Origin of the sequence: Streptomyces venezuelae, assembly GCF_008642335.1 — a bacterium.
In the GTDB taxonomy this organism is placed as follows: domain Bacteria; phylum Actinomycetota; class Actinomycetes; order Streptomycetales; family Streptomycetaceae; genus Streptomyces; species Streptomyces venezuelae_F.
Map to the genome: position 1 here is coordinate 6,767,279 of NZ_CP029191.1, position 23,475 is coordinate 6,790,753.

Genomic DNA, 23,475 nt, shown 5'->3' on the forward strand with positions numbered 1-23,475 from the left:
CCCGGTAGGCGCTTGCCCAGCCACGCAGCAGGTCCTGCGTCTCGTGTGACCGCTGTCGGTGGCACACGGACCAGGCGGAGACCAGAAGTTCCACGTACTTCCATGGTGGCTGTCGGTCTGCGCAGTGCGGCCTGGTGCTCACCACGCTGAGCCAGGTGGACATCTCCGGCGAGGCCCCCACCCCGGGGATCAGCCCCGATCCGGCAATCTCCTCAGCCGCGCTGTCCAGCGCCTGGAAGCTGGGTCCCGCCGCTCCGAAGGCGCTCAGGGCTGTCCGGAAGTCCCTCCACCGCCCGTCCCCGTCGTGTCGGCGTACCCGCTCCAGTAATTCATGCCACGGCGTGCTCGTGCTCATGTGTTGCCGGTCCTCCCCTGGTCACCACACCACCAGCATTGCGCAGAGCGGACAGAGGCATGACGTTGCCTCATACACGAACAAAAGGATCACGAGTGACGTCGTTCGCTGTTCGGCTGGGCACTGCAGGCGTACGGGTCAGGATGGTTTGGCACCGATCCGGAGGACGGGTACCGCGTTCCTCGTTACGTTTGTGGTGCCGCGGTTGACATCGACGCCAGGAGATTCCCGTGAAGCGGACGAACCTCACGCCCACCGAGCAGGTCCTGGAACAGGTGAGATCGGCGAAGGCTCAGCAGGCACTCGCCCGTTGGCTGGAGCGGCAAACCGCAACAGTCACACCCGCGGGCTGGACCGGTGAGGGCTTCACCGAGGCCCAGGTGCTGGGCGTCTATCTCCAGGACTACCTCGACCATCCGAGCGGGGTGATCATCAAAATCGTCGAGAAGGGGAACCGGGACAAGGAGTTCAAGGCTCATAAACAGGCGTACAAGGACTCGTCCAGGGACTCACCGCGCTTCGCGGAGGAACACCTTGCTGAGCTGCTGGACGACATGATCCAGCTGGACAACGGCGGATCCATCATATTCCAAAGGGTGGTGGGGGGTGGCTTCGACGAGACGCAGCAACTCGACAAGGCGCTCATCGAAAGTCTCGATCCCGTCGCCGCGTGCCGACACATCGCTTCCTCCCTGCTGGACGAGTGGAACACGCATTCGGAGCATTCGGGCTCGCTGCCGCAGGACATCGGCGTCGTCTTCGACGAATTGCTCGGACAGCGCATCGCTCCCGGGGGGACGATCGCCGCGTGGGCTTCTCGGCACGAAGGGCTCCTCGTCGAGCCCCGGACGTGGCTCAGTCACGGTGGCCAACGGCTGATCAACCCGTTCGCCCTTGGCGCGCGAGCATCCCTCGGTTCCCAACTGCCCAAAATGATCATCATGCGCGGCAAAACACACGGGGATCTGCACCCGGGAAACGTGTTGGTCAGTACGGCAACGGGAGGCCTTTCGTACTTTCTGGTGGACCTGGCCCGGTACTCCGCGTCAGGGCCGCTGTCCTGGGACCCTGTCTACCTCACGCTGACCACGGTCGCGAAGTTCCTGCCCGACCTGGACTTCCGCTCCCGTGAGGCGCTGCAGCATTGGGTGCTCGATCCCGCCGGACGGCCGGATCCCGCGTGGCCTCGGCCGCTGCGGGCCACTGGGGCCGGGGTGCACCATGCCACCGTCGAGTGGGCGCAAGGGCGGGGCATTCTTCCCCTCTGGAAGCAGCAGCGGCTGCTGTGCCTCACCGCCGTCGCGCTCCTCCTCACCGGCCGAGACCGCCTGCTCACGCCTGAGTCCCGAACCTGGTTCTTCTGGCTCGCGGCACGAGCGGCAACTCAACTCGTCGGAGAAGATGCGGACTTCACTCGGGAGGATCCGCTCATGCTGCCCGAGTCGCTCATCGTCGGTAACGTGGTCAGCCTGGACGATCGCCGCGCCCCGGACTCCGTACGACCGTCGTCCGCGGACCATGTCGCGGATGAGGCGGAGCCTTGGAACGAGTTGCTCGCGGAGTTGCGCGTCGTCCAGTTGGACGCGCCGGATCCGGTGACCCTGGCAGCACACACCGAGGCTCTTCGGCTTCGTCTGGTCCATACGCTGAGATCTGATGGCGTATACCGGAGCACATCCATAAAGCTCCTGGCCGAGCTCGCGGCCACGCTGGACGAGGCGCTTCGGCCCGGCGCCACGAGTACCGACGTACGAGCCGCGTGCCAGCACGCCACACTGCTCAGGACCTGGATCCTCGGCAAGCTCTCCTGACCACTCCTCCGAGTCGGCATGGCCGGGCCACTCGCCACCGTCGCGGCGCACGTCAGGAGTGAACTCGAGGAACTCCTCGCAGTGACGGAGGAGATCGAGGTGCTTCAGGGAGAGGCCTTCAGCATCGTGGCGAGGATCGAGGCACTCCGGAGGGAAGTGGAGGGGTTGGCGGGGCGGGCCGTTACTCCCGAGCTGATCAGCGTGATGACCAGGAAACTGGTGGCGGTCCGGCGTTCCGCGGACGCCGTTCGGATGCACGTCCACAGCAGGCGTGACCACCCTCCGCACGTCTACCTCAACTCACTGGGCAAGCTTGCCGAATTCCTCGACGAGGAACTCCGATTGGCCATCGATCATTTCGCTGAAGTGGAACGCAGCAACCCGTCCGCACTGCGGAGATCCGAGCACGGCCAAGTGATCAACATCCGCATCGAGGAGGGAAGCGAAGGCGGGGGAGTAGAAGACGGCGGCTCCGCGCACTCTGCGAGCTGACCGGCGTTCATTCCGGTACTGGTCCTACGATGAGCCGTTCGAGAGCGGCCATGGCCGCATGGGCCGGATGCACGAACTCGTGTCGGAACCGGGCCGATTCGGCGTAAGGCCCGATGAAGTCGGCCAGTTCGGGCATCGCGCGCAGGTCGACCTCTGTCCCGTCGACTCGCGGCATGACGTCCTCGTACTCGGTGATCAATGATCGGAGATAGGCCTCTGCCTTGTTGAACGAGGTGATGAGTTCTGGGTCCGCCTCAAAGAGCCCGCCCTCGACACTCATGGTTCGTGCCATCGTTTCCAGGGCCAACTGCGCGTCCAGGACAGCCTGCAGCAACTCGTCGTACCGGGCGATACGCACCCGCCGGTCGAGGTGGATCGGCCCACTGGTCAATGCCGAGGCGCGCAGCAGCCGCCGGGACCGTTTCACTGTGTTGTAGTGGGCGATGAGTTCGCCCAGATAGCGCTGCCAGGTCTTACGGAGGGCCTCGGCGTGTTCCTCCTCCTGCCGGAGCCGCTCTGTCCGCCGGTCGGCTTCCCGGTTGAACGCCTGATAGGTGAGTGAGACGCCACCACCGAGCACGGCGACCAAGAAGAACTGCAACAACGCCTTGTACGCCTCGGCGCCGACGGCTTTCGTCGCCGCGCCATGCCAGAAAACCAACCCGACGGCGAAGACCAGGCTGATGAATGCGCCGGTCGCGATGGCAATCGTGAGCCGGCGTTTGAGAGAGCGCCCCGTATTGTCGATACGTGGAGCCTAGCGGCGGTTCGCGTGCCGGTCGACGGTGCGGATACAGACTGCGCCATGGCGCCGCTCACATGCCGATGGCCCCCGTCGGCGCCTCGTAACCAACAAGGCAGCGTGCGTGTCCGCGCCTCGGCTCAACCGCTCACGGCGCCACCGCGTTCCGATCACCCGTGTCGAACCGGGAACGTGATCGTTTCTTCTCTACGTGAGAAGGAGTCGATCTTGACCGGGTGGGTGCGGCTCGGCGGTGGTCTCGGCATCGTCGTGAGCCTGTGCCCGGTGCCGGGGCTGACCGTCGACGCGCAGGTCGGCGCGCATGTGGACACGTACGCGGGGGCGCTCGGCGTGGTCCTCTCGGAGCGGCTCGAGATCTGCCGCGAGGACCACCCGGGTGCCCCCGACGACATCGGTACCGACGCCGGTACCGCCGTCGGCACCGATGTCGTGCCCGAGCTGCATGCCCGGCCGGGCCTCGACGCGCCGCCTGCCCCGCCCGCGAAAGCGGCCCCCCGCCCGGCCAGGCCCCCGGCGCCCCCCACCGGCCCACCGCCCCGCACCGCGCCCCGCATCCGCGAACTCCACGTCCCCGTACGCCTGGAGTCCCGCCCCCGCTCCGCGCACCCCGCGCCCGGCCCGCCGCCCCGGCCCGCCCTCTCGGCGCCCGGCTACCGGCCCGCCGAGGAGCGCGAGCGTGAGGGCGGGCGGTCCATGGTCACCACGACGATGGTCGTCACCACACCCGCGGTCCTCGCCGCGGCGCTACTGCGCCCGCGCTCCCGCTCCGCCGTGTCCGGTGCGTCCGGCGCCCGTTCCCGCCCCACCCCGCCCTCCGGAGGCCCCTCGTGACGGAATGGTTCGTACTCGGTCTTGCCATGGTGCTTGCCTGCGCGATCGTGCTGGCCGTGACCGTGATCAGACATCGCAGGGTGCCCGAGGACGACGACACCAGCGAGACGCCGGACGTCCTGGAGTACATGGTCATGATGGTCGGCGTCGTGTACGCGATCGTCCTCGGTCTCGCCATCGCCGGTGTCTGGGAGGCCCGCGGCGCCGCCCAGGACGGCACCCGCGACGAGGCGCAGGCCCTGCACGAGATCAGCAGGCGCGTGCAGGTCTACCCGGCGGACGCGCGCGAACGCGTCGAGGACGACGTACGGCGGTACAGCGAGCACGTCACCACCGTCGAGTGGCCGCACATGATCGAGGAGCATCAGCTCACGGACCGGGGCGGTGAACTCCTCGACACCCTGCGCCGGGACATCGCGCGGCGCCCGCCCGCCAGCGAACTGGAGGCGCAGACCTACCAGCCGTTGCTCGACCAGGTGGCCGCCGCCGACGAGGCGCGCAGGGCGCGGGCCGACAACGCGGAGGAGACGCTGCCCGGCGTGGTCTGGTTCGGCCTCGTCGCGGGGGCGTTCGTCACCGTCGGACTGATCTTCACGCTGCAGATCAGACGCTCCTCCAGGGAACTGCTGCTCGCCGGGACCTTCAGCGCCCTGATCGCCTTCCTCCTCTTCCTGGTCTGGAACTTCGACGCGCCGTTCGGCAGGACGGCGACGGAGACGACGACCGCTTTCCAGGACCTGATCAGTGCATGAGCTGGTCAATGTGTGACCTGCCGCTGCGCGAGCCGGTGCGCCTCCACCGCGAGTGACACCTCCACCAGGTCCCGCGGGCGGGCCAGGGAGCGCGAGGTCAGCTGCTCCAGGCGGCGCAGGCGGTTGAAGACGGTGTTGCGGTGGCAGTACAGGCGACCGGCCGCACGGCCCGCCGAACCCTCGCAGGCCAGCCAGGCGTCCAGCGTCTCCAACAGCACGGCCCGGTCGGCCGGTTCGAGCGCGAGGACCTCGCCGAGGACCTCCGACACGAGCCGCCCCGCCAGCTCCGGCTGGCTGACCACGAGGGCCGTCGGCATCCGCTGGTCCAGGCGGACGATGCCGGTCGCGTCCGGCGGACACGTGCGCAGCGCGAGCTCCGCGAGCCGTCGGGCGTGGCCGAGCTCGGCGAGTCCGGCCACGACGGGGCTGATGCCGCCGGGTCCGGGGCACCGCCCGTCGAGCAGCCGGGCCAGACCGTCGAGACCCTCGTCGGCGCCGAGCGCGACCACGCCGACCTCGCAGTCCGTCCGCATCCGCCAGACGAACCGGAACCCCGCCCGCTGGATCTGCCGGTGGAACGCCTCGCGCCCGTCGCGCCGCTCCGCGCGGAGCACGATCACCGCGTACGGGCCGTGCTCGGGCAGGTCGAGACCGGCGGCGGCCCGCGCGGCGAGGCCCGGCGCCGACCGGCCCTCCAGGAGGGCGTCGAGCAGCGCCTGCAGCTGCTCGTCCGTGCGCCGCCGCAACTCCAGCTCCGTCGCGCGGTACGCGTCGGACGCCACGGCGGCCTGTGCGTCCACCGCCGACCACACCATCGTCGCCGAGCGCATCAGGACCGCGAGCTTCTCCGGGTCCTTGCCCGCGGTGCCCTCCAGGAGCGAGTCCCACACGAGGTAGCCCGCGTTGCGGTACGAGTGCACCAACAGGTCGAGCGGAAGCCCCTGTTGGGCACGGCGCCGGCCCGCCTCCTCCGCGTACTCCAGGTCGCGGCGCGGCGAGGCCCGCGGGGCCGAGATGGCCTCGATGCCGATCCGCATGGCCTCCTCGGCCTCCCGCCACTGCACGTCGTACGGCAGGACGCTCCCGTACACCGACGAATGCTCGCCGAGCTGCCGCAGATGCTGGTCGACCAGCTCGGGCAGGCGCGGCAGCAGCGCGGTGCACGCCTCCTTGAGGAGCTTCCAGTCGTGTCCGGTCCGAGGCCTGCGTCCGTTCGCGAGCCCGCTCATCGTTCCCCCCGTCGCCGCGCGCCAGGGCGCCGTCGGCACGGCGCTGCTGGGGAGGATGCCATCGCTCCGCCCCCTCCGGCAGGCCCCTGACACGCGGTGTTGTGCCCATGCACAACGGCGGGGCGCCCCCGGTGGTCTCCCGCAGCGTTTCCCCCACTGCCCGTGGACGGGCGGCCCCCGCGGTGCTGGGGTGAGCGCCACACGACGGCGGACGTGCCGTACGGGACGAGGGGGGCGGTACGTGGGCGGCTCGATTGCGGAGGACAGGGGTGGTGCGGACGCGGCCGGGCACGGCGGCGGTGCGGGCCGGCGCGGACGTCCCGGGCGCGGGACGGGACTCGTCGTGCGGGACGTCTCCGTCGGATACGGGCCCGTGCGGGCGCTGCGGCGGGTCTCGCTCGATCTGCCGGACGGCACCGTCGTCGCCGTGCTCGGGGGCAACGGCGCGGGCAAGTCGACGCTGCTGCGGGCCGTCTCGCGGACGCTCTCCTTCCAGGGCGGGACGCTCACCTCGGGGTCCGTCCATTTCGGTGGGCGTCGCATCGACGGGCTCTCGGCGGACCGGGTCGTCGCCGCCGGGATCTCCCAGGTGCCCGAAGGGCGGCAGGTCTTCGCCCGGATGACCGTCACCGACAACCTGCGGGCGGGCGCCCTCGGCGCCACCGGTTCGCGTGCCGCCAAGGCCGACGCCCTGCGGCGCGTCCACGACCTCTTCCCCGTACTCGCCGAACGCGGCGCCCAACGCGCCGGACTGCTCTCCGGCGGCGAGCAGCAGATGCTCGCGGTCGGCCGGGCCCTCATGGCCTCCCCGCGCCTGCTCCTCCTCGACGAACCCTCCCTGGGCCTCGCCCCGCTGATGGCCGCCCGCATCGCCGACACCATCCGCGAGATCAACGCGCAGGGCACCTCCGTACTCCTCGTCGAGCAGAACGCCGCCCTCGCCCTGCGCCTCGCCACCACCGCCTACGTCCTCGACGTCGGCGAGGTCGCCCTGTCCGGGCCCGCCGACGAACTCGCCGCCTCCGACGAGGTACGCCGCCGCTACCTGGGCGTGGTCGACGAGGCCGCGGCGGCCGACGCGACCCGCGGGACCGGCGCACCGCTGACACTGCGGCGCTGGGAGGCCGACCGGTGAACGAGACATCCGTACCGGCCCTCGACGTCCGCGACCTCACCGTCCGCTTCGCCGGGCTCACCGCACTCGACGCCGTCAGCTTCACCGTCCGCCCCGGCACCGTGCACGCCGTCATCGGGCCGAACGGCGCGGGCAAGTCCACCTGCTTCAACGTCCTGTCCGGCGTCTACCGCGCCACCTCCGGCAGCGTCCGCTTCGGCGCGCACGAGCTCACCGGACTGCGCCCGCACCGCATCGCGGAGCTCGGCGTCGCCCGGATCTTCCAGAACCTCGCGCTGCCGCCCCGCGCCACCGTCGCCGACAGCCTCCTCCTCGGCCGCCACCGGCTGACCCGCGCCGGCTTCATGGCCGCCGGACTCCGGCTCCCCTCGGCCGCCCGCGAAGAACACCGCCACCGCGAACGCGTCCGCGAGATAGCCGCCTTCGTCGGCCTGGAACACCAACTCGACCAGCCCGCGGGCGCCCTGCCCTACGGCCAGCAGAAGCTCGCCGAGCTCGCCCGCGCCCTCTGCATGGAGCCGCGCCTGCTGCTCCTCGACGAGCCAGTCGCCGGGATGACCGCCGACGAGCGGCGCCGCACCGCGGCCGTCATCGCGGGCGTCCGCGACAGCCTCGGCATCTCGATCGTCCTGGTGGAACACGACATGGGGGTGGTGATGCGGCTCGCGGACGCGGTGACCGTACTCGACTTCGGGCGCCGGATCGCCGACGGCGCCCCCGGCGACGTACAGAACGATCCGGCGGTCGTACGCGCCTACCTGGGCGAGGGCGAATGGACCGGGGACGGAGAGGGACGACGACCGTGACCACCTTCATCGAGCTGTTCCTCAACGGCATCTCCATGGGGTCGGTCTACGCCCTCATCGCCCTCGGCTTCGTCGTCATCTTCCGCGCCACCGAGGTCGTGAACTTCGCCCACGCCTCACTGCTCCTCGCGGGCGGCTACATCACCGCGTCCCTCCACGACGACCTCGGCTTCTGGCCGGCGCTGCTCGTCGGCATCGCGGGCGCCGCGGTGGTCGGCGCGGCCGTCGAGTTCCTCGTCATGCGCCGCTACCGGGGCTCGGACCACAGCGTGCTCGCCATCGTCACCATCGGCGTCGACATCCTGCTCACCACCGAACTCACCCGTCGCCTCGGCACCGACGTCCTGCCGCTGGGCGACCCGTGGGGCGACGACGTGCTGACCATCGGGCCGATCTCCCTCGCCCACACCCGCATCGCCGCGTTCGTCGCCGCCGCCCTGCTCATCACCGTTTTCCTCCTCGCCTTCCGCCACACCTCATGGGGCGTGGCGATGCGGGCCGCCGCCGAGAGCCCGGAGACCGCCGCGCTGATGGGCGTACGGCTGGGAAGGGTGTCGCTCGGCGCATGGGCGGTCGCGGGGGCGCTCGCCGCTGTGGCCGCGCTGTTCCTCACCGTCTTCCCGACGCCAGGACTGGAGCGCGCCACCTCGCTCGCCGCCCTGAAGGCGTTCCCGGCCGCGATCCTCGGCGGCCTCGACTCCACCACGGGCGCGCTGGTCGGGGGCCTCGTCGTCGGCGTCACCGAGTCCCTCGCCACCGGCTACCAGAGCGAGCTCAGCTTCCTCGGCCGCGGGCTCGGCGACCTGGCGCCCTATCTCGTCATGACCGTCATCCTGCTGCTGCGACCCGCCGGGCTGTTCGGCACGAAGGAGCTCGCCCGTGTCTGAGGCCCCCGCCTCCAAGGCCCCCGTCTCCGAGCCCGTCGAGGCCGTCGCCGCACCCGCCGCCCGCTCCGTCCGCCGTACGCGGCTCAGGCGCCCCCGCACGTACCTGTGGGCCGCCTGCACGGCCGTCCTGCTCGCCCTGCCGTTCTACCTGGACCGCTTCTGGCTCCAGGCGGGCCTCTTCGCCATGGCCGCCGCCATCGGCGCGATCGGCATCAACCTCCTCACCGGCGCCACCGGCCAGCTCTCCATGGGACACGCGTTCTTCCTCGCCATCGGCGCGTACGGCTACTGCGTCCTCGCGGGCGACGGGGGAGACGGCCTGACCGGGCTTGGCCTGCCGACCTGGCTCGCCGCGACCCTCGCCGTGGCGCTCGCCGGACTCGCGGGCGGCCTCTTCAGCCCCATCGCGGGGCGCCTGAGCGGCGCGTACCTCGGCATCGCGACCCTCGCGCTGATCTTCATCGGGCAGCACGTGCTCTTCAACGCCCACGACCTCACCGGCGGCTCCAACGGACGTGACGTGCCGCCCCTGAACGTCTTCGGCATCGCCTTCGACGAAAGCGAGGTCGTGGTCGCGGCCGTGCCGTTCGGCTCCGTCGAGAAGCTCTGGTACGCGGGACTCGTGCTGCTCGTCGGCTGCGGGCTCTTCGCCCGCGGCGTGCTGCGCGGCCGCCCGGGGCGCGCCATGAACGCGATCCGCGACCACCGTGTCGCCGCGGGCGTGATGGGCGTCCCGGTCGCCCGCTACCGCGCCGGGGTCTTCGTCCTGTCGTCCATGTACGCGGGCCTCGCCGGGGTGCTGCTCGCCCTGGTCTTCCAGCGCACCGTCCCCGACTACTTCGGCATGACGCTCTCCCTGGAATACCTCGCCATGATCGTGATCGGCGGCCTCGGCTCGGTCGCGGGAGCCGTCGCGGGCGCCGCACTCGTCTCCCTGCTGCCCCAGCTGCTGACCCGGTACAGCGACGCGCTCCCCCTGGTCTCGGCACCCGGCACCGGAGGGATCGCACCGGGCGAGGCGTCCCGGTATCTGTACGGCGCCGCCGTCGTGGCGGTGGTGCTCTTCCTGCCCGGCGGCCTGGTGAGCATCGCCGCGCGGCGCAGCAGGCAAAGACCAGGCACTCCAGGGGAGGAAGCATGAAAGCACTGACCAGGGCCACCGCGACCGCCACGGCGCTCGCCGCGCTGCTCGCACTGTCGGCGTGCAGCTCGAAGGCCAATGACGACGGTGGCGACGGCGACAAGGGCGCGGGCGGGGTGAAGACCGGCGACGGCGTCACCGGCGAGACGATCGACCTCGGCGTCCTCACCGACATGACCGGCGTCTACGCCACGCTCGGCAAGAGCGTCACCCAGGCCCAGCAGCTCTACGTCGACCAGACCAACGCGGACGGCGGCATCTGCGGCCGCAAGCTGAAGCTCACGGTCCGCGACCACGGCTACGACCCGCAGAAGGCCGTCGCCGCCTACACCGAGCTGGAGCCGAAGGTCCTCGGCTTCGCCCAGTTCATCGGCTCCCCGTTCGTCGCCGCCGTCGAACGACGCGTCGACGCCAACAAGGGTCTCGTCCTGCCGCAGGCCTGGTCGGCGAACCTGCTGGGCAGCCCGTACGTGCGCGTGATCGGCTCCACGTACGACCTGGAGACGATCAACGCGATCGACTTCCTGATGAAGGAGAAGGGCCTCAAGAAGGGCGACAAGCTCGGCCACGTCTACTTCGAGGGCGACTACGGAGAGAACGCCTTGAAGGGCTCGAAGCACATGGCCCGGAAGGCGGGCCTCACGGTCGTCGAGCAGAAGATCAAACCGACGGACAACGACATGACCGCCCAGGTCTCCGCCCTGAAGAAGGCCGGCGTCAAGGCCGTCGTGATCAGCGCGGGCCCCCGCCAGGCGGCCTCCCTCGTCGGCGTCGCGGCGGCGGGACGCTTCGACGTCCCGGTCATCGGCAACAACTCGGCGTTCGCCCCCCAGCTCCTCGCCACGCAGTCGGGCCCGGCCCTGGAGAAGAACTACTACGTGGCCTCTCCCACGCTCCCCATCGGCGCGGACACGCCGGAGGCGAAGAAACTCGTCGCCGACTACAAGAAGGCCCACCCGAAGGACTCCCTCGACAACGGTGTCGTGGCGGGCTGGACGGCGGCGTCCGTCTTCGGGGAGGCCCTGAAGGCGGCGTGCGACAAGAAGGACCTCACGCGCGAGGGCGTCGGCAAGGCGCTCCTTACGCTCGACGCCTTCGACGCGGGCTTCGGCGCCCCCCAAAACTTCACCGACCCCAAGACCCCCTCGTCGAAACAGAGCGTCATCCTCCGCCCCGACAAGAAGGCAACAGGCGGCATGAAGGTAGTCCGGCAGCCGAGCGCGGCGGATGCAGCGCAGGGGTTCAGCCCGTCCGGCGATTGAGGACGAGCCCGAAGGGCGACAGACGGCAAGCGAAGGGGGGCCTGAACCAAAAGGTTCAGGCCCCCCTTAAAACCGCTCAAGCGCCGCAGGCACCCGCGCCGCTACGGCAACTGCGCTGCCCGAGCCTCACGCCGGTTCCCCCGAAAGTTGTTCACCCTCCGAGCCGTGGCGAAGAGGGGAATCACCGCACCCAGGACGAGCTGCAGCGCGCAGCCCGTCTGCAGGAGCAGCTGGCCGCCGGGAGCCTCGAACGCCCACGCCGCGAGCAGCCCCATCGCCGCGACGATCCAGGAGAGCATGGCCACCGCGAGGGGACCGCGCGGCTTCGGGTACTCGACGCGGCTGACCATGAGCCAGGCCGTGCCGATGATCGCGAGGAGCGTCGCCACGAAGGGCAGCTCCAGGAGCACGATCGAGACGACCGTCAGCGCCCCGAAGGGCGACGGCATGCCCTGGAAGGTGCCGTCCTTCACGGTCACGCACGAGAACCGCGCAAGCCGCAGCACCACCGCCAGCAGCACGACGATCGCGCCGACCGCCGCCACCCGCTGGTGCGCGTCGTCGGCGACCATGCCGTAGACCAGGACGAAGTACGCCGGGGCCAGACCGAAGCTGATCAGGTCCGACAGGTTGTCCAGCTCCGCGCCCATCGGCGAGGAGCGCAGCTTGCGGGCCACGAGACCGTCGAAGAGGTCGAAGACGGCCGCGCAGAGCATCAGGATCACGGCGGTCGCGGCGGAGTGCCGCGCCATGCCGCTCTCGTTGCTGCCCTGGAGGTGCGGGATGAGGATGCCCGTGGTGGTGAAGTACACCGCCATGAACCCGCACGTGGCGTTACCGAGCGTGAGGGTGTCCGCTATCGAGAGGCGCAGTGAGAGAGGCATCTCCTCGTCGGCCTCGTCCTCCACCGCCTCGGGCACCCAGCCCGCCTGTGTCTCTGGATCAACCACGGTCAATGCGAGTCACCCCAGCCACGGTCTTCTGACCGACCTCGACGTCCACCTCGACACCCTCGGGGAGGTAGATGTCGACGCGCGAGCCGAAACGGATCAGGCCGATCCGCTCACCCTGCTCCACCTTCGTGCCCTGCGGCACGTACGGCACGATGCGCCGCGCGACCGCGCCCGCGATCTGGATCATCTCGATGTCGCCGAGCTCGGTGTCGAAGTGCCAGACAACGCGCTCGTTGTTCTCGCTCTCCTTGTTGAACGCCGGGACGAACCCGCCGGGGATGTGCTCCACGGACGTCACGGTGCCCGCCAGGGGCGCACGGTTGACGTGGACGTTCAGCGGGCTCATGAAGATCGCGACGCGGGTGCGCCCGTCCTTCCACGGCATGATGCTCTGCACCACACCGTCGGCCGGAGAGATGACGCGGCCCTGGGCGATCTCGCGCTCGGGGTCGCGGAAGAACCACAGCATGCCGGCCGCGAGGGCGGTGGCAGGGACGGCTACGGCCGCGGCGCCCTTCGAGTGGCGAGCGCGGGCGAGGCTGAGTGCCGCGGTGGCGACGGTGGGCAGGAGCCACGGCGATGCTCCGCGGGCAAGGCGTCCCTGGAGAATGCCGTCGCGTGGTGCAGAGGTTTGGCTGTGGGGCATGGATGACCTTCGTAGCGGATGAGGCCGCGCAGGGAATGGGGGACGGCGGCTTTTCCGGATGTTATCGGTTGCGAGCCACAACTGGGCAAGCCAGGAAGCCGAGTCCGCGGCTGAAGAGTGTTGACAGGGTGTGATCTTCTTCTCGGCGAAAGTGGCCCAAACCGGGCATCTAGCCCTGGAATCGATACTCTTCGAGTAGCCGTCGGCCAATGATCATTTTCTGGATCTCGGCGGTACCTTCACCGATCAGCAGCATGGGTGCCTCCCTGTAGAGGCGCTCGATCTCATACTCCTTCGAGAAGCCGTACCCACCATGGATCCGGAACGCGTCCTCCACGACTTCCTTGCAGTACTCGGAGGCGAGGTACTTCGCCATGCCTGCTTCGAGGTCGTTTCGTTCCCCGGAGTCCTTTTTGCGTGCTGCGTTCACCATCATCGCATGCGCGGCCTCGACCTTGGTAGCCATCTCGGCCAGCTTGAACTGGATGGCCTGGTGTTGGGCGATCGCCTTGCCGAAAGTGTGACGTTGCTGGGCATACGAGACGCCCAGTTCGAAGGCACGCTGAGCGACTCCACAGCCACGAGCTGCGACATTGACGCGACCGACCTCGACGCCGTCCATCATTTGGTAAAACCCTCGGCCGGTGACCCCGCCGAGCACACGATTGGCCGGAATTCGCAGTCCGTCCATGATGAGTTCGGTCGTGTCGACGCCCTTGTAACCCATCTTGTCGATCTTGCCGGGGATGGTGAGGCCGGGCCGGACCTCTCCGAAGCCGGGCTCCTTCTCCACGAGGAAGGTCGTCATCGACTTGTGGGGCGCCGTGCCCTCCGGGTGTCCTTCGTCACTCCGGCAGAGGACGGCCACCAGAGTCGACGTTCCGCCGTTGGTGAGCCACATCTTCTGACCGTTCAGAACGTACTCGTCGCCGTCCTTCACGCCCTTGGACGTGATGGCCGACACATCGGAGCCGAGCCCCGGCTCCGACATCGAGAACGCGCCCCGCACCTCGCCGGCCGCCATCCGCGGCAGGAAGGTCTCCTTCTGCTCCTGCGTGCCGTGCTGCTTGAGCATGTAAGCGACGATGAAGTGGGTGTTGATGATGCCGGAGACCGACATCCAGCCACGCGCGATCTCCTCCACGCACAGCGCGTACGTGAGCAGCGACTCGCCCAGACCGCCGTACTCCTCCGGGATCATGAGCCCGAAGAGGCCCAACTCCTTGAGGCCGTCGACGATCTGCTGCGGGTACTCGTCACGGTGCTCAAGACCGGTCGCGACAGGGATGATCTCCTTGTCGACGAAGTCCCGGACCGTGGCCAGGATCTCCTGCTGGATGTCGGTGAGACCGGCGGTCTGCGCGAGTCGGCTCATGGGTTCACTTCTCCGTGCTCTTCGAAGGGGCGTTCAGCTCCGGGCGGCCGGGCTGCTCGCCGCCGCGCTCCTTGATGTACGTCTCTGTGGGAACCATCACCTTGCGGCGGAACACGCAGACCAGCGTGCCGTCCTGCTTGTAGCCCTTGGTCTCCACGTACACGATGCCGCGGTCCGACTTGGACCGGGACGGCGTCTTGTCGAGGACCGTCGTCTCGCCGTAGATCGTGTCGCCGTGGAAGGTCGGCGCCACGTGCTTCAGCGACTCGATCTCCAGGTTGGCGATGGCCTTGCCCGAGACGTCGGGGACGGACATGCCGAGCAACAGCGAGTAGATGTAGTTGCCCACGACGACGTTCTTCCCGAAGTCCGTCGTCTTCTCCGCATAGTTCGTGTCCATGTGGAGGGGGTGGTGGTTCATGGTGAGCAGGCAGAAGAGGTGGTCGTCGTACTCGGTGACCGTCTTTCCGGGCCAGTGCTTGTACACGGCGCCGACTTCGAACTCTTCGTAGGTGCGGCCGAACTGCATGTGTCTTACGCCTCCGGGGCCTCGAACTTGGACGTGCGGGTCATCCCGGCCGCACGGCCCTTCCCGGAGATGACGAGCGCCATCTTCCGGCTGGCCTCGTCGATCATCTCGTCGCCGAGCATCGCCGAGCCCTTCTTGCCGCCCGCCTCGGACGTGTAGTACTCGTACGCGTCGAGGATCAGCTCGGCGTGGTCGAAGTCCTCCTGCGAGGGCGAGAAGACCTCGTTGGCGGCCTCCACCTGGCCGGGGTGCAGGACCCACTTGCCGTCGAAGCCGAGCGCCGCGGCGCGGTTCGCGACCTCGCGGTAGCCGTCGACGTTCTTGATCTGCAGGTAGGGACCGTCGATCGCCTGGAGGTTGTTGGCGCGGGCGGCCATCAGGATCTTCATCAGGATGAAGTGGTAGGCGTCCGCCGGGTAGCCGGGCGGCTGCTCGCCGACGACCAGGGACTTCATGTTGATGGACGCCATGAAGTCGGCCGGGCCGAAGATGATCGTCTCGACGCGCTGGGAGGCCTCGGCGATCGCGTTGACGTTGTTGAGGCCCTGCGCGTTCTCGATCTGCGCCTCGATGCCGATCTTGCCGACCTCGAAGCCCATCGTCTTCTCGATCTGGGTGAGGAGCAGGTCGAGGGCGACGACCTGCTCGGCCGTCTGCACCTTCGGCAGCATGATGCAGTCGAGGTTCTGCCCGGCCCCCTCGACGACGGTCACGACGTCGCGGTACGTCCACTCGGTCGTCCAGTCGTTGACGCGCACGACCCGCGTCTTGCCCGTCCAGTCGCCCTCGTTGAGGAACTTGACGATGGTGTGCCGCGCCTCGGGCTTGGCGAGCGGCGCGCAGGCGTCCTCCAGGTCGAGGAAGACCTGGTCGGCGGGGAGGCCCTGGGCCTTCTCCAGGAAGCGGGGGTTCGACCCCGGGACCGCGAGACAGGAGCGGCGCGGACGAAGGCGGTTGATGGGCGCGGTGGGCGCGGTCATGCGGGGACCTCCAGGGGGTCGAGGTGGTTCGCTTTCCGGATCTCGTCGACGATACGGCCGATGATCTCGGTGATGCCGAAGTCCTTGGGGGTGAAGACGGCGGCGACACCCGCCGCCTTCAGGTCCTCGGCGTCGCTGTTGGGGATGATGCCGCCGGCGATGACGGGGATGTCGGTGGCGCCGGCCTTGCGGAGCCGCTCCAGCACGTCGGGGACGAGCTCCGCGTGCGAGCCGGAGAGGATCGACAGGCCGACCGCGTGGACGTCCTCGGCGAGCGCCGCGTCGACGATCTGCTCGGGCGTGAGCCGGATGCCCTGGTAGACCACTTCGAAGCCGGCGTCACGCGCGCGCACCGCGATCTGCTCGGCGCCGTTGGAGTGTCCGTCGAGGCCCGGCTTGCCGACCAGGAAGCGGAGCCGGCCGCCGCCGAGGTCCTCGGCGGTCCGTGCGACCTTCTCGCGGACGAGGGCGAGCGGCGTGCCCTCCTCAGCGGTGACGGCCACCGGAGCGCTGGAGACGCCCGTAGGAGCCCGGAACTCCCCGAAGACCTCCCGGAGTGCCCCGGCCCACTCGCCGGTCGTCACACCGGCGCGTGCGCACTCCAGGGTGGCCTCCATGAGGTTGCCCGTCCCGGCCGCCACCTCCTTCAGCCGTTCCAGGGCCTTGCAGGGGCGGGGGTGGTTGAACGGCGGCTGGTAGCGGGTGTCACGCCACTGCTTCAGGGCGTCCACGACGCGGGCCTCGACCGCCGGGTCGACCGTCATGATCGCCGCGTCCAGGTCGGAGGTGAGCGGGCTCGGCTCCGTGGACTCGTAGGAGTTCACGCCGACGATCTTCTCCTGGCCGGACTCGATGCGGGCCCGGCGCTCCGCGTGCGAGGAGACGAGCTGCGACTTGAGGTAGCCGGACTCGACGGCGGCCATCGCGCCGCCCATCTTCTCGATGCGGTCCATCTCCGCGAGGGAGTCCTCGACGAGGGCGGCCACCTTGGACTCGATGACGTGCGAGCCCGCGAAGATGTCCTCGTACTCCAGGAGGTCGCTCTCGTGCGCCAGGACCTGCTGGATGCGCAGCGACCACTGCTGGTCCCAGGGCCGGGGGAGACCCAGCGCCTCGTTCCAGGCGGGCAGCTGCACGGCACGCGCGCGTGCGTCCTTGGAGAGGGTGACGGCCAGCATCTCCAGGACGATGCGCTGGACGTTGTTCTCCGGCTGGGCCTCGGTCAGGCCGAGGGAGTTGACCTGCACGCCGTAGCGGAACCGGCGCTGTTTCGGGTTCTCGATGCCGTATCGCTCGCGCGTGACCTGTTCCCAGATCCGCCCGAACGCCCGCATCTTGCACATCTCCTCGATGAACCGGACTCCGGCGTTCACAAAGAAGGAGATGCGGGCCACGACGTCCCCGAACTTCTCCTCGGGGACCTGCCCCGAGTCGCGTACGGCATCGAGAACCGCGATGGCGGTGGACATCGCGTACGCGATCTCCTGGACCGGTGTGGCCCCCGCCTCCTGGAGGTGGTAGCTGCAGATGTTGATCGGATTCCACTTGGGGATCCGCGCCACCGTGTACGTGATCATGTCGGTGGTGAGGCGCAGGGAGGGACCCGGCGGGAAGACGTGCGTCCCGCGCGAGAGGTACTCCTTGACGATGTCGTTCTGTGTCGTCCCCTGGAGCTTGGTGATGTCCGCACCCTGCTCCTCCGCGACCACCTGGTAGAGCGCCAGGAGCCACATGGCGGTGGCGTTGATCGTCATCGAGGTGTTCATCTGCTCCAGGGGGATGTCCTGGAACAGCCGTCGCATGTCACCGAGGTGCGAGACGGGCACACCGACCCGGCCGACCTCGCCGCGGGCGAGGATGTGGTCGGGGTCGTAGCCGGTCTGCGTGGGCAGGTCGAACGCGACCGAGAGGCCCGTCTGCCCCTTGGCGAGGTTGCGCCGGTACAACTCGTTGGACGCCTCCGCCGTGGAGTGACCGGCGTACGTCCGCATGAGCCACGGCCGGTCCTTCTGACGCTCTGTCATCTTGCGCTGCTCCTCAGTGCGTTCAGACGTTGCGGAAGCGGTTGATCGCGTCGATGTGCTCGGCGCGCTTCTCCGGATCGCGCACTCCCAGGCCCTCCTCGGGCGCGAGGGCGAGGACGCCGACCTTGCCCTGGTGGAGGTTGCGGTGGACGTCGTAGGCGGCCTGTCCGGTGTCCTCCAGGGAGTAGACCTTGGAGAGCGTCGGGTGGATCTTGCCCTTGGCGATCAGGCGGTTGGCCTCCCACGCCTCGCGGTAGTTGGCGAAGTGCGAGCCGATGATGCGCTTGAGGGACATCCACAGGTAGCGGTTGTCGTACTCGTGCATGTAGCCCGAGGTCGACGCGCAGGTCGTGATGGTGCCGCCCTTGCGGGTGACGTAGACGCTGGCGCCGAAGGTCTCGCGGCCGGGGTGCTCGAAGACGATGTCGATGTCCTCGCCGCCGGTGAGCTCGCGGATGCGCTTGCCGAAGCGCTTCCACTCCTTGGGGTCCTGGGTCCGCTCGTCCTTCCAGAACTTGTAGCCCTCGGCGTTGCGGTCGATGATCGCGTCGGCGCCCATGGCGCGGCAGATCTCCGCCTTCTGCGGGCTGCTCACCACACAGATGGGGTTGGCGCCGCCGGCGAGCGCGAACTGCGTGGCGTACGACCCGAGTCCGCCGCTCGCGCCCCAGATCAGCACGTTGTCGCCCTGCTTCATGCCGGCGCCGTTGCCCGACACCAGCTGGCGGTACGCGGTGGAGTTCACCAGGCCGGGGGACGCGGCCTCCTCCCAGCTGAGGTGGCCCGGCTTGGGCATCAGCTGGTTGGACTTGACCAGGGCGATCTCGGCGAGGCCGCCGAAGTTGGTCTCGAAGCCCCAGATGCGCTGCTCGGGGTCGAGCATCGTGTCGTTGTGGCCGTCGGACGACTCCAGTTCGACGGACAGACAGTGCGCGACGACCTCGTCGCCCGGGTTCCAGGCGTTCACGCCGGGACCGGTGCGCAGGACGACGCCCGCGAGGTCGGATCCGATGATGTGGTACGGCAGGTCGTGGCGCTTGGTGAGCTCGCTGAGCTTGCCGTAGCGCTCCAGGAAGCTGAAGGTCGACAGCGGCTCGAAGATCGAGGTCCACACGGAGTTGTAGTTGACCGAGGAGGCCATGACGGCCACCAGCGCCTCGCCGGGGCCGAGTTCGGGGATCGGCACGTCGTCGAGGTGGAGCGACTTGCGGGGGTCCTTGTCGCGGGTCTCGAGGCCCGCGAACATCTCCGCGTCCTCCTTGTGCACGGTGATCGCGCGGTACGACTCGGGCAGCGGGAGAGCGGCGAAATCTGCGGATGTGACCGTGGCCGAGCCACTCGCGGTCGCGGTCTGGGCCTGAATCGCGTCCAGGATTTCCTTCACGGTTTACCTCCGGCGGAAGCGCTGAGGGGGCGCTTTTTTCGAGGGGATACGTCGGGGTTTGTTGCGGTGCTCTGGAGGGGTGTGCCGTCGGTTCGGCGAAGGGTGGTGCTCGGCAACGCCTTGGTGTGGCGCGGGAGGTGCCTGTGACGCAGGCGTCCGGGCGCGCAAGCCGTGGCTTGTGGGGACAGCCGACGTGCGCGAGATCCCTGCACGCCGGCCGCCCGGACAACATCAACGTATGGCACCGCGTGCCAACGGGCAAGACACTGGGTGCCATTAATTTTTGACCGATGATCGATCACCGCAGGTCAGAGGGGGTGCCGTGCAGGACGAAGGGGGCGCTACCGAACGGTAGCGCCCCCTTCTAAGCCACGCATGAAGGCGGATCAAAACCTGCCTAGGAACACCCGAACGACCCCGTCGAGAGACCCCTCAGGACCTCTGGGAGGTCTCTAGGCACGCTCCCTGAGCGCCTTCTCGATGGTCCGCATGACCTCGTCCAGCGGCGCGTCCGTACGCGCCACCGCGACCAGCACCTCGCCCTGCTCGGACACCGTCGCGGGCGTCGACGCGGGCATCGTGTCGCGGCCCGCGCCGATCCCCGTGCCGAAGGTCCGCCGCACGATCGCGAACGCGTGGTCCAGCTGCGTCTCCACGTCGCCCTGACCGCCCGCCCGCAGCCACCGCCTGAGGACGTGGTTGTGGGCGGTGACGACCGCCGACGCGGCGACCTCGGCGAGCAGCGGGTCGTCGTTGCCGTCGTGGTGCGCCTGCTCGTCGAAGTGGCCCAGCAGATAGCGCGTGAACAGCCGCTCATAACGGGCCACCGAGGCGATCTCGCGCTCGCGGAGCGTGGGGACCTCACGGGTGAGGCGGTAGCGCTCCACGGAGACCGCGGGCGACGCCGCGTACATCTTCATGACTTCCTTGATGCCCCGGCACACCGTGTCCAGCGGGTGCTCGTGCGGCGGGGCCGCGTTGAGGACCGCCTCCGCGCGGATCAGGGTGTCGTCGTGGTCCGGGAAGATCGCCTCTTCCTTGGAGCGGAAGTGCCGGAAGAAGGTCCGGCGGGCCACCCCGGCCTGCGCGGCGATCTCGTCGACCGTCGTCGCCTCGTACCCCTTGGACGCGAAGAGCTCCATGGCAGCGGCCGCCAGCTCCCTGCGCATCTTGAGCCGTTGGGCGGCGGCACGGCTGCCCGCGGCACTCTCGGGAGCGTCGGGGGTTGCGTTGCGTGAGGACTTGGCGGCCTTGGACATGCCATGAACGTACTGCATGTGCGCGCCACGGTGCTCCTGAGGGACGGGGCTGCCCGAGGGTTCGAGCAGCCCGCCCCAGTCCGTCCGTTCCCCCGGTCGCTCCTCGGCCTGCTCAGCGCCGCGCATATTCGCGGAAGCCACGGCCCGTCTTGCGGCCGAGGCAGCCCGCGGCCACCAGGTGTTCGAGCAGCGGCGCCGGGGCCAGACCCGGGTCGCGGAACTCGCGGTGCAGGACCTTCTCGATGGCCAGCGACACGTCCAGGCCGACGACGTCCAGGAGCTCGAAGGGGCCCATGGGGTAGCCGCCGCCGAGCTTCATCGCGGCGTCGATGTCGTCCAGCGACGCGTAGTGCTCCTCGACCATCTTGATCGCGTTGTTGAGGTACGGGAACAGCAGCGCGTTCACGATGAAGCCGGCGCGGTCGCCGCAGTCCACCGGGTGCTTGCGGATCCTCGTGCACACCTCGCGGACCGTCGCCCGCACGTCGTCCCCGGTCACGACCGTGCGGACCACCTCGACCAGCTTCATCGCCGGGGCCGGGTTGAAGAAGTGCATGCCGATCACGTCACGCGGCCGCGAGGTGGCGCGGGCGCAGGCGACGACCGGCAGCGAGGACGTCGTGGTCGCCAGGATCGCGCCCGGCTTGCAGACCTTGTCGAGCGTCGCGAAGAGCTGCCGCTTGATGTCCAGGTCCTCCGCGACGGCCTCCAGAGCCAGATCGACGTCCGCGAACGCCTCGTACGACCCCGCGGGCGTGATCCGCTCCAGCGTCTGCGCCGCCGCCTCCGCCGTCATCCTGCCCTTGTCCACGGAGCGGGACAGGGACTTCCCGATGCGGGACTTGGCGGTCTCCGCCTTCTCCTCGGTCCGCGCGGCGAGCACCACGGAGAAGCCCGTCTTGGCGAAGACCTCCGCGATGCCGGACGCCATCGTCCCCGAGCCCGCGACACCGACCGAGCGGACCGTACGGCCGGGCGCACGCTCCTCGTCCTCGACCGGGGTCAGCGAGTCGCGCACGACCTCCGCGCTGCCCGCCTCCGCGTACGTGTAGAAGCCGCGGCCCGCCTTGCGCCCGGTCAGACCCGCCTCGCTCAGCTGCTTGAGGATCGGCGCGGGCGCGTGCAGACGGTCCTGTGACTCTGCGTACATGGCGTCCAGGACCGTGCGGGCGGTGTCCACGCCGATCAGGTCGAGCAGCGCGAGCGGGCCCATCGGCAGGCCGCAGCCGAGCCGCATCGCCGCGTCGATGTCCTCGCGGGACGCGTACTTCGCCTCGTACATCGCGGCGGCCTGGTTGAGGTAGCCGAAGAGCAGCCCGTCGGCGACGAAGCCCGGCCGGTCGCCGACCGCGACGGGCTCTTTGTCCAGCGCGAGGGCCAGGTCGGTGACCGCGGCGACGGCGGCGGGCGCGGTCAGCACCGACGACACGACCTCGACCAGCTTCATCGCGGGCGCCGGGTTGAAGAAGTGCAGGCCCAACACCCGCTCGGGACGCGCCGATTCGGCGGCGAGCCGGGTCACGGACAGCGCGTTGGTGCCGGTCGCGATGATCGTCCCGGGGCGCACGACGGCGTCGAGCTCGCGGACGACCTGCTGCTTGATCTCGTACGACTCCGGGACGACCTCGATGACCAGGTCGGCGTCGGCCGCGGCGCGCAGATCGGTGAAGGTGCGGAAGCGGGTGAGGACGCCGCGGCGCTCCTCCTCGGTGAGGCGCTCTCGGCGCACGGCGCGGGCGGTCGAAGCCTCCAGGGACTCGACGGCGCGGGTGGCCGCGGCCTGGGAGATGTCGATGCCGATGACCTCGCGGCCCGCCCGGGCCAGGACCTCGGTGATGCCGGTGCCCATCGTGCCCAGACCGATGACGGCGACGGTGTTCAGGGGAGCGTCCATGCGTGGACTCCAGGAAGAGAGTGACGACTGAGGGGCGCGCGGGTACGGCCATGGCGACGGCCGCACGGCGAGCGGGAAAGTGGTGCGTGTCGTGTCCGGGCGGCGCGCAGGGGCACGCCCGGTGAGGGGGAGTCGACCGGCTCTGTCCCGGAGCCACGTCGTACTGAGGTACGTGAAGTACCGAACCGACCAGACACTCACGGCGGCTGCGTCACCAGGCCACCGCGAGAAAAGGAACTGCTACGGGGAGTGTGCCCCGCTCACATGAGACTAACCGGCGAGTAACGAGCGCGCCAGCCCGCGATGTTTTCCCGTGTCTGTGATCTACATCGCGACCGCCGGTAAGGCTTAGGCTCGCGACCATGGATGAGGAGTTGCGGACGGTGACGGAACGCTTACGGGCGGAGGCGGGCGGATCGAAGGAGTACCAGAGGCTGCTCGCCGCGGAGGATCCCGACGAGCTCGCCGAGGTGCTCGTCTCGCCGGGGCAGCCCCTGTGGGCCCGGGAGTTGGCCGCGGTCAGACTCGGCGTCGCGGGCGACCGCAGAGCCTTCGAGTCGCTCGTCCTCCTCCTGAACCACCGGGACCCACCACGCTGCGCCGCCGCGGCCCACGCCCTGGCCCGCCTCGGCGACCCGCGTACGGCACGCGCGGCCGCCGCCCTGGCGACGAACGAGCTCCGCGTCGCCTACGCCCTCTATCCCGTGCGCCTGCTCACGGAGCTCCGCGCCCCGGAGTCCGCGCCCGCGCTGATCACCACGCTCCAGCGCAGACTGGCGCCGCACGACCCGTTCGGCAAGATCGCGCTGGCCTGTGTGGAGGGCCTCGGCGCACTCGGCGACGCCCGCGCGAGGCCGGTCCTGACGGCCGCCCGCGGTCATCCCCGCCTCGCGGCGGCGGCGTCGGCGGCACTGGCCCGCCTCCCGCGGGACGACGACCGCACGGGCTGACGGCTGCTCCGGCTGAC

At 69.6% G+C, this 23,475-nt stretch carries 21 protein-coding genes; 10 read left to right on the forward strand and 11 right to left on the reverse strand.

Translation table 11 applies throughout. From position 1 onward, the window contains the following. Positions 1-585 precede the first annotated feature (585 nt). Both DEJ49_RS30280 and DEJ49_RS30285 read left to right on the forward strand, forming a co-directional pair. The gene (locus DEJ49_RS30280; protein ID WP_150187049.1) at positions 586-2,166 is read left to right on the forward strand and encodes a hypothetical protein; all 1,581 of its coding nucleotides are present in this window, start codon (positions 586-588) and stop codon (positions 2,164-2,166) included. Between the two features lie 18 nt (positions 2,167-2,184). After that, the gene (locus tag DEJ49_RS30285) at positions 2,185-2,658 is read left to right on the forward strand and encodes a hypothetical protein (protein WP_150187050.1); all 474 of its coding nucleotides are present in this window, start codon (positions 2,185-2,187) and stop codon (positions 2,656-2,658) included. Between the two features lie 7 nt (positions 2,659-2,665). On the opposite strand, the gene DEJ49_RS30290 is transcribed toward DEJ49_RS30285, so the two are convergent. Continuing rightward, positions 2,666-3,319, reverse strand: coding sequence for a hypothetical protein (locus tag DEJ49_RS30290; protein ID WP_150187051.1), 654 nt, complete (start codon positions 3,317-3,319; stop codon positions 2,666-2,668). A 309-nt stretch (positions 3,320-3,628) separates the two neighbouring features. Here DEJ49_RS30290 and DEJ49_RS30295 point away from each other — a divergent pair, with 309 nt between their 5' ends. Beyond that, positions 3,629-4,252 carry a hypothetical protein gene (locus DEJ49_RS30295; RefSeq protein ID WP_150187052.1) on the forward strand — a complete coding sequence of 208 codons (624 nt, stop codon included), beginning with the start codon at positions 3,629-3,631 and terminating at the stop codon, positions 4,250-4,252. Further along, positions 4,249-5,004, forward strand: a complete 756-nt coding sequence (locus tag DEJ49_RS30300) for a DUF4239 domain-containing protein (RefSeq protein ID WP_150187053.1) — start codon at positions 4,249-4,251, stop codon at positions 5,002-5,004. Before DEJ49_RS30295 ends, DEJ49_RS30300 begins: the two co-directional genes overlap by 4 nt. Before the next feature lie 5 nt (positions 5,005-5,009). Here DEJ49_RS30300 and DEJ49_RS30305 read toward each other — a convergent pair whose 3' ends face one another. Continuing rightward, positions 5,010-6,233 (reverse strand): PucR family transcriptional regulator, encoded by a 1,224-nt coding sequence (locus tag DEJ49_RS30305; protein ID WP_150187054.1) that lies wholly within the window; start codon positions 6,231-6,233, stop codon positions 5,010-5,012. A gap of 343 nt (positions 6,234-6,576) precedes the next feature. Between DEJ49_RS30305 and DEJ49_RS30310 the strand changes: the two genes are divergently transcribed. Genes DEJ49_RS30310 through DEJ49_RS30330 form a run of 5 tightly spaced genes read left to right on the forward strand, consistent with a single transcriptional unit; the run spans position 6,577 to position 11,464 of the window. Next, positions 6,577-7,368, forward strand: coding sequence for an ABC transporter ATP-binding protein (locus tag DEJ49_RS30310; protein ID WP_150188571.1), 792 nt, complete (start codon positions 6,577-6,579; stop codon positions 7,366-7,368). After that, positions 7,365-8,174 carry an ABC transporter ATP-binding protein gene (locus DEJ49_RS30315; protein WP_150187055.1) on the forward strand — a complete coding sequence of 270 codons (810 nt, stop codon included), beginning with the start codon at positions 7,365-7,367 and terminating at the stop codon, positions 8,172-8,174. Before DEJ49_RS30310 ends, DEJ49_RS30315 begins: the two co-directional genes overlap by 4 nt. Further along, positions 8,171-9,061, forward strand: coding sequence for a branched-chain amino acid ABC transporter permease (locus DEJ49_RS30320; RefSeq protein ID WP_150187056.1), 891 nt, complete (start codon positions 8,171-8,173; stop codon positions 9,059-9,061). The genes DEJ49_RS30315 and DEJ49_RS30320 overlap by 4 nt, the downstream gene beginning before the upstream one ends. After that, positions 9,054-10,202, forward strand: coding sequence for a branched-chain amino acid ABC transporter permease (locus tag DEJ49_RS30325; RefSeq protein ID WP_150187057.1), 1,149 nt, complete (start codon positions 9,054-9,056; stop codon positions 10,200-10,202). The genes DEJ49_RS30320 and DEJ49_RS30325 overlap by 8 nt, the downstream gene beginning before the upstream one ends. Beyond that, the gene (locus DEJ49_RS30330; RefSeq protein WP_150187058.1) at positions 10,199-11,464 is read left to right on the forward strand and encodes an ABC transporter substrate-binding protein; all 1,266 of its coding nucleotides are present in this window, start codon (positions 10,199-10,201) and stop codon (positions 11,462-11,464) included. Before DEJ49_RS30325 ends, DEJ49_RS30330 begins: the two co-directional genes overlap by 4 nt. Positions 11,465-11,565: 101 nt before the next feature. Here the strand turns inward: DEJ49_RS30330 and pssA are convergent, their stop codons facing one another. The 9 genes from pssA to DEJ49_RS30375 all read right to left on the reverse strand — a co-directional run bounded on the left by pssA (position 11,566) and on the right by DEJ49_RS30375 (position 22,508). Further along, positions 11,566-12,420 (reverse strand): CDP-diacylglycerol--serine O-phosphatidyltransferase, encoded by an 855-nt coding sequence (gene pssA / locus DEJ49_RS30335; RefSeq protein WP_150174018.1) that lies wholly within the window; start codon positions 12,418-12,420, stop codon positions 11,566-11,568. After that, positions 12,407-13,063, reverse strand: coding sequence for a phosphatidylserine decarboxylase (locus DEJ49_RS30340; protein ID WP_150187059.1), 657 nt, complete (start codon positions 13,061-13,063; stop codon positions 12,407-12,409). The genes pssA and DEJ49_RS30340 overlap by 14 nt, the downstream gene beginning before the upstream one ends. A 169-nt stretch (positions 13,064-13,232) precedes the next feature. Further along, positions 13,233-14,438: an acyl-CoA dehydrogenase family protein gene (locus tag DEJ49_RS30345; protein WP_150187060.1), complete on the reverse strand. Its 1,206-nt coding sequence runs from the start codon at positions 14,436-14,438 to the stop codon at positions 13,233-13,235. A gap of 4 nt (positions 14,439-14,442) precedes the next feature. Further along, on the reverse strand, positions 14,443-14,967 hold the full coding sequence (locus DEJ49_RS30350; RefSeq protein ID WP_150187061.1) for a MaoC family dehydratase: 525 nt from the start codon (positions 14,965-14,967) through the stop codon (positions 14,443-14,445). A gap of 5 nt (positions 14,968-14,972) precedes the next feature. Beyond that, positions 14,973-15,947, reverse strand: coding sequence for an HpcH/HpaI aldolase/citrate lyase family protein (locus DEJ49_RS30355; RefSeq protein ID WP_150174024.1), 975 nt, complete (start codon positions 15,945-15,947; stop codon positions 14,973-14,975). Further along, a complete protein-coding gene (locus tag DEJ49_RS30360) occupies positions 15,944-17,971 on the reverse strand; it encodes a protein meaA (RefSeq protein ID WP_150187062.1) in 2,028 nt (675 codons plus the stop codon). The genes DEJ49_RS30355 and DEJ49_RS30360 overlap by 4 nt, the downstream gene beginning before the upstream one ends. A 22-nt stretch (positions 17,972-17,993) precedes the next feature. After that, entirely contained in the window at positions 17,994-19,355 is a 1,362-nt protein-coding gene (ccrA, locus tag DEJ49_RS30365) for a crotonyl-CoA carboxylase/reductase (protein ID WP_411757212.1), read from the reverse strand. A 452-nt stretch (positions 19,356-19,807) separates the two neighbouring features. After that, positions 19,808-20,614 carry a TetR family transcriptional regulator gene (locus DEJ49_RS30370; protein WP_190329494.1) on the reverse strand — a complete coding sequence of 269 codons (807 nt, stop codon included), beginning with the start codon at positions 20,612-20,614 and terminating at the stop codon, positions 19,808-19,810. A 112-nt stretch (positions 20,615-20,726) separates the two neighbouring features. Next, positions 20,727-22,508, reverse strand: a complete 1,782-nt coding sequence (locus DEJ49_RS30375; RefSeq protein WP_150187063.1) for a 3-hydroxyacyl-CoA dehydrogenase family protein — start codon at positions 22,506-22,508, stop codon at positions 20,727-20,729. Positions 22,509-22,870: 362 nt separating this feature from the next. Here DEJ49_RS30375 and DEJ49_RS30380 point away from each other — a divergent pair, with 362 nt between their 5' ends. Continuing rightward, positions 22,871-23,458: an adenylosuccinate lyase gene (locus DEJ49_RS30380; RefSeq protein WP_150187064.1), complete on the forward strand. Its 588-nt coding sequence runs from the start codon at positions 22,871-22,873 to the stop codon at positions 23,456-23,458. Positions 23,459-23,475 lie beyond the last annotated feature (17 nt).